At 73.1% G+C, this 9,602-nt stretch carries 1 protein-coding gene; it reads left to right on the plus strand.

All coding sequences use genetic code 11. From position 1 onward, the window contains the following. Window positions 1-165: 165 nt before the first annotated feature. Window positions 166-9,602: SDR family NAD(P)-dependent oxidoreductase (locus ACIRR9_RS55240; RefSeq protein ID WP_403769455.1), on the plus strand; the 9,437-nt coding region annotated here is incomplete at its 3' end.

Below are 9,602 nucleotides of genomic sequence, written 5' to 3' on the forward strand. Positions count from 1 at the left end.
GAGCAGGGTGTCGGTGTGTTGGTGGAGGTTGGTCCGGACGGGGTGTTGTCGGGGCTGGTGGACAACTGCGTGCCGATGTTGCGGCGCAGGCGTGACGATGGTGAAGCGGTGCTGGCCGCGCTGGGTCACTTGTATGCGCATGGCGTTGCGGTTGACTGGGCGCCGGTGTTCGCGGGCCTGGACGCGCGTCGGGTGGCGCTGCCGACGTATGCCTTCCAGCACCAGCGGTTCTGGCCCGACACCACCGGCGGGCCGGCCGATGTCGCCGCGGCCGGGCTGAGCGCAGCCGAGCATCCGTTGCTGGGGGCGGTGCTGCCACTGCCGCAGTTCGACGGGGTCGTGTTCACCAGCCGCTTGTCGCTGCGCACCCATCCCTGGCTCGCCGACCACGCCGTCCGGGGCGCGGCTGTGTTCCCCGGCGCCGGATTCGTCGAGCTCGCCGTCCGGGCCGGTGACAGCGTCGGCTGCGACCACCTCGACGAGCTCGTCCTGGAGGCCCCGCTGGTGCTGCCCGCCCAGGGCGGTGTCCAGGTGCAGGTCTTGGTCGGCGCCGAGGATGATGCGCGGCGCAGCATCGTGGTCCACGCCCGGCCGGACGGCGAGGAGACGTGGACCCGGCACGCCACCGGAACGGTCAGTGCCACCGCGGCCGACGCGGGACCGGAGTTCGCCCCGTTCGCCGGGCCGTGGCCTGGACCGGAGGCGACCGAGCTGGACACCGCGGGCTTCTACGAGCGGGTGCGGGAGGGCGGGCTCCTCGCGTACGGTCCGATGTTCCAGGGTCTGCACCGTGCCTGGCGGGACGGGGACCGCGTCCTCGCCGAGGTGGAGCTGCCCGACGCGGCCCGGGGCACGTCGTTCGGGGTGCACCCGGCGCTGCTGGACGCCGCGCTGCAGGCCATGGTCTTCACCGGGCTCGACGCGGTGGAAAGCGGCGGGCTGCCGTTCAGCTTCTCCGGGGTGGTCCTGCGCGCCACCGGGGCGTCCCGGCTGCGCGTCGTCCTGACCCCGCAGGGTGCGGACGAGGCCGCGATCGTGGTCGCGGACGGCGCCGGGTCACCGGTGCTGTCGATCGGCTCGCTGACCGTCCGGGCGGCCGTGGCTCCGGGCGCCGCAGCCGGTACGGGCGACCGGTCCCTGCTTGCCCCCCAGTGGCCCGAGATCCCGGTGCCGGACGCGGAACCGGTGGCCGAGTGGGTGATGGTCGCCCCGGATACCGCGGCCCACGACGGCCTTCCCGAGGTCGCGACCGGCATCGACGACGAGGCGGAACCGCGCGCTGTGATTCTGCCGGTGTCCGGGGACCCGGACGACGTGGTGGGGTCCGCCCACGACCGCACCGGCTGGGTGCTGGAGCAGCTGCAGGTCTGGCTGGAGGGGACCGCGGTCCCGCTGGTCGTCGTCACCCGCGGCGCGGTTGCCGCACAGCCCGGCGAGACCGTGACGGATCTGGCGGCGGCGGCGGTGTGGGGCCTGGTGCGCTCGGCGCAGACCGAGAACCCGGGCCGGATCGTGCTGCTCGACACCGACGCCGAGGTGGACGCGGTTCTGCTGGGCCGGGTCCTTGCCGTCGGCGAACCGCAACTGGCCTGGCAAAAGGGCCGGTTGCACGCCGCGCGCCTGTACCGGATCGGTCGCGGCGACGAGCTTCCCGTCCCGGTGGGGGAGGTCCCCTGGCGGCTGGACACCACGGGACGTGGCACGCTGGAGAACCTGGCGCTCGTGCCCTGGCCGGAGCTGGGGGAACCGCTGGAGGCGGGCCAGGTCCGGCTCGACGTACGCGCGGCGGGCCTCAACTTCCGCGACGTCCTCAACGCCCTCGGCATGTATCAGGGCCCGGCCGGCCCGCTCGGCGGCGAGATCTCGGGCGTGGTCACCGAGGTGGGGCACGGGGTCACCGGGGTGCGGCCCGGCGACCGGGTGCTGGGTCTGGCCTTCGGGTCGATCGGGCCGGTTGCCGTGACCGACGAGCGGCTGCTCACCCCGATGCCCGAGGACTGGTCGTTCGCCACTGCCGCATCGGTGCCGATCGTGTTCCTGACCGCCTATTACGGACTGGTCGACCTGGCCGGCCTGCACCATGGGGAATCGGTTCTGATCCACGCCGGCGCCGGCGGCGTCGGCTTGGCGGCCATCCAGCTCGCGCAGCATCTCGGCGCGCACGTCTACGCCACCGCGAGCGAGGCGAAGTGGCCGGTCCTGCACGAGCGCGGCGTGGCGCACCACCGGATCGCGTCCTCGCGGGACCTGACGTTCCGGGAACGGTTCCAGACCGCCACGGAGGGCCGCGGCGTCGACGTGGTGCTCAACTCGTTGGCCGGCGAGTTCGTGGACGCCTCGCTCGACGTGCTGGCCCCCGGTGGGCGCTTCCTCGAGATGGGCAAGACCGACATCCGGTCGGCGGAGGAGCTCGCGCCGCGGGCCAACTACGCGGCTTTCGACCTCATGGACGCGGGCTGGGACCGTATCCAGGAAATGCTGCGAGACGTCATGGGCTTGTTCGGGGCCGGTGTTCTGCACCCGTTGCCCGTCACCGCCTGGGACGTCCGCCGGGCGCAGGACGCCTTCCGGCACATGAGCCAGGCCCGGCACGTCGGCAAGCTCGTGCTGACGATCCCGCGGGCCCTCGACCCGGACGGTACGGTTGTGATCACCGGTGGCACCGGTGGTCTCGGTGGCGTCATGGCCCGGCACCTGGCCGACCGCGGCGCCCGCAAGTTGCTGCTGCTGAGCCGACGTGGTGCGGACGCCCCGGGCGCCGCCGAGCTCGTTGCCGACCTGGCGCAGCGGGGTGCCGTCGCCGAGATAGTGGCGTGCGACGTGGCGGACCGTTCGGCGCTGGCCGCGGCGCTGGCCGCCAGGACCATCACCGGCGTCGTGCACACCGCGGGCGTGGTCGAGGACGGCGTCCTCGGGTCGCTGTCGCGTGACCGCCTGGACCGGGTGCTCGTACCGAAGGTCGACGCTGCCTGGCACCTGCACGAGCTGACCCGCGACCAGGACCCGGCGATGTTCGTGGTGTTCTCCTCCCTCGCCGGGATCTCGGGCGGGGCCGGGCAGGGAAACTACGCCGCCGGCAACGTGTTCCTGGACGCGTTGATGCAGCACCGCCGCCACGCGGGCCTGCCGGGCCTGTCGATGGCGTGGGGCGCGTGGACGACTGAGATCGGCCTGACGGGCACCCTGTCGCGTACGGATCTGGCCCGGCTCGCCCGGTCGGCCATGCCGCCGCTCTCCGCCGAGCAGGGAGTGGAGCTGTTCGACCGGGCGCTGGAGACCGGCCAGCCGGTGCTGGCGCTGACTCGGCTCAACATCGCGGCCCTGCGGACCCAGCAGGACCTTCCGGCCGTGTGGCGCACGCTGGTCGGCGGCTCCGCACGCCGCGCCGCCGACAACGTGCGCTTGGGCCACGAGCTGCCCGCCGCCGAGCGCCGGCGGGTCCTTGCCGATCTCGTCCGCGAGTCGGCCGCATCCGTGCTGGGGCACGCCTCCGCCGCGCAGATCGATCCGGACCAGACGTTCAACGAGCTGGGCTTCGACTCGCTGACCTCCGTGGAACTGCGCAACCTGCTGCAGTCCCGAACCGGTCTGAGCCTGGCCTCCAGCGCGGTGTTCGACTATCCGACCGTCACGCGGCTGGCGGGACATCTGGCCGCGGAGTCCGGCGACCCGGAGCCGGCTCCGGCCGTGGTGCCGGCGCTCGTGCCGGTCGCCGACGACCCGATCGTCATCGTGGGCATGGCCTGCCGGTACCCCGGCGGGGCCACGGACCCCGACGGCCTGTGGCGCGTCGTCACCGACGAGATCGACGGCATCACCCCGTTCCCGGCCGACCGCGGCTGGGACCTGTACGCGCTGCTCGGCACGGACGGGTCCGGGACGAGCCTGTCCGCCACCGCCGAGGGCGGATTCATCGACGGTGCCGACGAGTTCGACGCGCAGTTCTTCCGCATCTCGCCCCGAGAGGCGCTGGCCACCGATCCGCAGCAGCGGTTGCTGCTCGAAGTCTCGTGGGAGGCGCTGGAACAAGCGGGAATCGCTCCCTCCTCACTGGTCGGGACCCCGACCGGCGTCTTCGCCGGCGCCTACCAGTCCGGCTACACCGACATCGTCGACCACGGCAGCGAGGAGCTGCGCGGACACCTGGTGACCGGTGGCGCGAGCAGCGCGATCTCGGGCCGGGTCGCGTACACGCTGGGCCTGGAGGGTCCCGCGGTCAGCGTGGACACCGCCTGCTCCTCGTCGCTCGTGGCGATGCACCTGGCCGCCCAGGCCCTGCGGTCGGGCGAGTGCACGCTCGCTCTCGCGGGCGGCGTCACCGTCATGGCCACACCCGGGGCGATCGTCGGGCTCACGGCGCAGGGCCCGCTCGCCGGCGACGGGCGGTGCAGGTCGTTCTCCGACAGTGCCGACGGCGCGGGCTGGTCCGAGGGCGTCGGCGTGATCGTGCTGGAACGCCTGTCCGACGCCGAGCGCCACGGCCACGAGGTGCTGGCCGTGTTCCGCTCGAGCGCGGTCAACCAGGACGGTGCCTCCAACGGCCTCACCGCCCCGAACGGCCCGTCTCAGCAGCGTGTCATCCGCCAAGCCCTGGCGGCCGCAAGCCTGTCACCGGCAGACGTGGACGTGGTCGAGGCCCACGGTACGGGCACCCGCCTCGGCGACCCGATCGAAGCCCAGGCGTTGCTGGCCACGTACGGCCAGGACCGCCCCGGCGACCGGCCGTTGTGGCTGGGGTCCCTGAAGTCGAACATCGGCCACACGCAGGCCGCGGCGGGTGTCGGTGGTGTGATCAAGATGGTCATGGCCCTGCGCCACGGGCTGCTGCCCAAGACCCTGCACGTGGACGCGCCTACTTCCGAGGTCGACTGGACGAAGGGCAACGTACGGCTGCTGACGGCAGCGGTACCGTGGCCCGAGAACGGCCATCCGCGCCGCGTCGGCGTCTCCTCGTTCGGCATCAGCGGCACCAACGCCCACGTGATCCTCGAAGCCCCGTCCTGGGCCGAGATGCCACCGCCGGTGAGCGCCGACAACGAGGGCGTGGTGCCCTGGGTGCTGTCCGGCAAGACCGACGACGCCGCACGGGCACAAGCCGCGCGACTGCTGGAACACGTGGAATCGGTTCCCGCTCTGCGCCCGGTGGACGTGGGCTGGTCGCTGCTGGAAACCCGGGAGGCGTTCGATCACCGGGCCGTGGTGGTCGGCCGTGATCGTGACGAGTTGCTCGCCGGCCTGCGCGCCGTGACGACCGGCGAGCAGGCACCGATACAGGACCGCTCCGCGAACCGGGTGGTGTTCGTCTTCCCGGGCCAGGGCGGCCAGTGGGTCGGCATGGCCCAGGACCTGCTGGGATCCTCGCCGGTGTTCGCCGCGTCCTTCGCCGAGTGCCAGGCGGCCCTGGCGACGTTCGTGGACTGGTCGCTGGAGGACGTGCTCGGTGACGAGGTCGCGCTCAAGCGGGTGGAGGTCGTCCAGCCCGTGCTGTGGGCCGTGATGGTGTCCCTGGCGGCGGTGTGGCGGTCCTTCGGCGTGGAGCCGGACGCTGTCATCGGCGCCAGTCAGGGCGAGATCGCGGCGGCCGTCGTGGCGGGCGAGCTGAGCCTGGCGGACGGCGCGCGGGTCGTGGCGTTGCGCAGTCGGCTGCTGGCCGAGCGGATGGTCGGCCGCGGCGTGCTGGCGTCGATCGCGCTGCCGGTCGAGCGGGTCCGCGAGCTGTTGCCTGAGGGTTTGAGCATTGCTGGGATCAACGGACCCGCGACGGTGACCGTGGCCGGCGGGCAGGACGAGGTGGAGGGCTTCGCGGCGCGGCTGACCGAGGAGGGCGTCCGGGCCCGGGTGGTCGCCTCGTCCGTGGCCACCCACTGCGCGCTGGTGGACGACCTCGAGGACGACCTGGCCGAGCTGCTGCGGGAGGTCGAGCCACGCGAGGGGGCTGTGCCGTTCTACTCGACGGTCGAGCCGGGCCTGCGGGAGCCGGGAACCCTCGACGCGGGCTACTGGTTCGCGAACATGCGCCGGCCGGTGTCCTTCGAGCCGGTCGTACGGGAACTGGTCGAGTCGGAGTCGTTGACGTTCATCGAAGTCGGGCCGCATCCGGTGCTGCTGCCCCCGATCCAGGACATCGCCGACCTCCATGCCACCGGGTCGACGGTCGTGGTGGGCACCCTGCGCCGCAAAGAGGGCGATCTGCGGCGGCTGGTCGCGTCGGTCGCGCAGGCTTACTCGTACGGGGTCGCAGTCGACTGGGCCCCGTTGTTCCACGGACGTGGGGCACGCCGGGTCGCCCTGCCCACGTACGCGTTCCAGCGCCGGCGGTACTGGCCCGAGACGACAGGCGGCCCGGCCGGCGTGACCGCGGCCGGGCTGGATTCGGCGGAGCACCCGCTGCTCGGGGCCATGGTGGCGTTGCCGCACAGCGACGGGGTGCTGTTCACGAGCCGGCTGTCCCTGCGTACCTACCCGTGGCTCGCGGATCACTCCGTACAGGGGGACGCGGTCTTTCCCGGCACGGGCTATGTCGAACTGGCCGTCCGGGCCGGTGACAGCGTCGGCTGCGACCACGTCGACGAGCTCGTCCTGGAGGCCCCGCTGGTGCTGCCCGCCCAGAGCGGTGTCCAGGTGCAACTGGTGGTCGAAGCGGGCGAGACGCAGCGTGCGTTCACGGTGTATGCCCGGCCCGACGGGCAGGACGAGTGGACGCGGCATGCCACCGGTGTGCTGAGTTCCGGCGCCGCGCGGGCCGGCGCCGAGTTCGATCCGGTGAGCCAGGCGTGGCCGGCCGCGGGCGCGACCGAAATCGATCTGAGTCAGTTCTATGCCGCCACGGATTCCTACGGCCCGCAGTTCCAGGGGCTGACCCGGGCATGGCGGCACGGGGACCGGATCCTGGCCGAGGTTGAGCTGCCCGAGGCCGCGCGGGGCGCCGCCGGGTCGTACGCGATCCATCCGGCCCTGCTCGACGCCGCCCTGCACCCTGCGGCCTTCGCCGGGCTGCACGACGGCGGTCTGCCGTTCAGCTTCAACGACGTGGTGCTGCACGCCTCGGGTGCCGCGCGGCTGCGGGTCACGATGACGCGTACGGGTCCGGACGAGGTGGCTGTCGCCGTTGCCGACGGCACGGGACTGCCCGTGCTGTCGATCGGGACGCTCGCGGTGCGGCCGCTCGACACCGGCTCCCTGACCGGTGGCGCGGACGACGGTGCTGTGCTCACCCTGGACTGGATCGGCATCGACCCGGCCGGCATCCCGGTGGACAGCTGGACGGTGGCCGACCGCACGGCCCCGCTCGGCGACGAGACGGCGACGCTGCCGGTGGTGTTGGTGGTCTCCGGCGCCCCGGTTACGGTGGCGGAGTCCTCCCACGAGTTGACCGGCTGGGTGCTGACGCAGCTTCAGCAGTGGCTGGGCAGTGAGAACACGGTTCCGCTGGTGGTCATGACCCGCGGTGCGGTTGCCGCACGGACGTCTTCCCCGGCGCCCGCCTTCCCGGAGGGCGCACGGGGGGAACCGGTTCCCGACCTTCCGGCGGCCGCCGTCTGGGGCCTCGTACGGTCGGCGCAAACGGAGAATCCCGGCCGGATCGTGCTGCTCGACACCGACAGCGACCTGGACGCTGCCACGCTGGGCAACGTCCTCGCCGCCGATGAGCCGCAACTGGTGCTGCGGGACGGCCGGCTCCACGCGGGCCGCCTGACCCGCTCCCGTCTCTCGGCCGGGGCCCCTCTGGAACCGCTGGAACCGGCTGGAACCGTTCTCATCACGGGTGGCACCGGCGGGCTGGGCGGTGTGGTGGCCCGGCACCTCGTGTCCGCGTACGGCATCCGGAGTCTGGTGCTGGTGAGCCGGAGCGGCGCCGACGCCCCGGGCGCGGCGGAGCTGGTGGCCGAGCTGTCGCAGCAGGGTGCCGAGGTCGAGCTCGTGGCATGCGACGTGGCCGACCGGCCGGCGCTCGCCGAGGTGCTGGCCTCCCGTCCGATCGGCGGCGTCGTGCACGCCGCAGGTGTCCTCGACGACGGCGTGATCGGCAACCTGTCGCGCGAGCAGCTCGACCGGGTGCTCGCCCCGAAGGTGGACGCGGCCTGGCACCTGCACGAGTTGACCCGCGACCTCGACCTGTCGATGTTCGTGGTCTTCTCCTCCCTCGCCGGCATCCTGGGCGGCGGCGGCCAGGGCAACTACGCTGCGGGCAACGCCTTCCTGGACGCGCTCATGCAGCAACGCCGCCACTCCGGGCTGCCGGGCCTCTCGCTTGCCTGGGGCGCCTGGACCACGGAGGTGGGCCGTACGGGTGAGCTGTCCGAGGTCGACCTGCGGCGCATTGCCCGCTCGGCGATCCCGCCGGTCGCCGCCGGCCAGGGCATGGAGCTCTTCGATCGGGCACTGCGCGCCGGCTCGCCGATGGTGGCGCTCACCCGGCTCAACGTCCGGGCCCTGCGCGATCAGGCCGGTGTGCCGGCCGTGTGGCGTGCGCTGGCGGGCGGAGTGCTGCGGCGGGCCGCGGACAACACCCTCGACGGTCGCGGCGGACCGGCGCACCGGCTGGCCGAGCTGGCCCCGGCGGACCGGGAGAAGCAGCTGCTCGACCTGGTCGGCGACGCCGCCTCAGCGGTGCTCGGCTACGCCCCGGGCACGCGGATCAGCGCCGACGAGCCGTTCAAGGAGCTCGGCTTGGACTCGCTGACGGCGGTCGAGCTGCGCAACGTGCTGAAGACCCGGACCGGCCTGCGCCTGGCGCCCAGCGCGGTGTTCGACTACCCGACCGTGGCCCGCCTCGCGGCCCACCTGGCCGCCGGGTTCGACGACGTACGCCCGGCGGCTCCGGTAGCCGTCTCGGCGCTCCCGCCGGTGACCGACGACCCGGTCGTCATCGTGGGCATGGCCTGCCGCTTCCCCGGCGGCGTCATGAACCCGGACGAACTGTGGCAGCTGGTGGCCAGCGAAGCTGACGGCATCACGCCGTTCCCGGCCGACCGTGGCTGGGACCTCGGCCGCCTCCTGGGAACCGTTTCCGGGACGGCCGCTTCTGCGGCGGGCGAAGGCGGCTTCATCGACGGGGTGGACGAGTTCGACGCCGGGTTCTTCCGTATCTCGCCCCGCGAGGCCCTCGCCACCGACCCGCAGCAGCGCATCCTGCTGGAGGTGTCGTGGGAGGCGCTGGAACAAGCGGGAATCGATCCCCACTCCCTGGCCGGCAGCTCCACCGGCGTCTTCGCAGGCGCCTACCAGTCCGGCTACACCGAACTCGTTGCCCGCAGCGGCGAGAACGTGCAGGGCCACATGATCACCGGTGCGGCCGCCAGTGCGATCTCCGGCCGGGTGGCGTACGCGCTGGGCCTGGAGGGTCCCGCGGTCAGCGTGGACACCGCCTGCTCCTCGTCGCTGGTCTCGCTGCACCTGGCGGCTCAGGCTCTGCGAGCCGGAGAGTGCTCGCTGGCGTTGGCCGGCGGCGTCACGGTGATGGCCGAGCCGGGCGTGTTCATCGGCTTCACGGTCCAGGGCGGCATGGCCGGGGACGGCCGCTGCAAGTCCTTCGCCGAGGCGGCCGACGGCACCGGCTGGTCCGAGGGCGTCGGCGTCGTCGTGTTGGAGCGTCTGTCCGA

This window comes from Streptomyces sp. NPDC101234 (genome assembly GCF_044767525.1).
In the GTDB taxonomy this organism is placed as follows: Bacteria; Actinomycetota; Actinomycetes; order Streptomycetales; family Streptomycetaceae; genus Streptomyces; species Streptomyces sasae.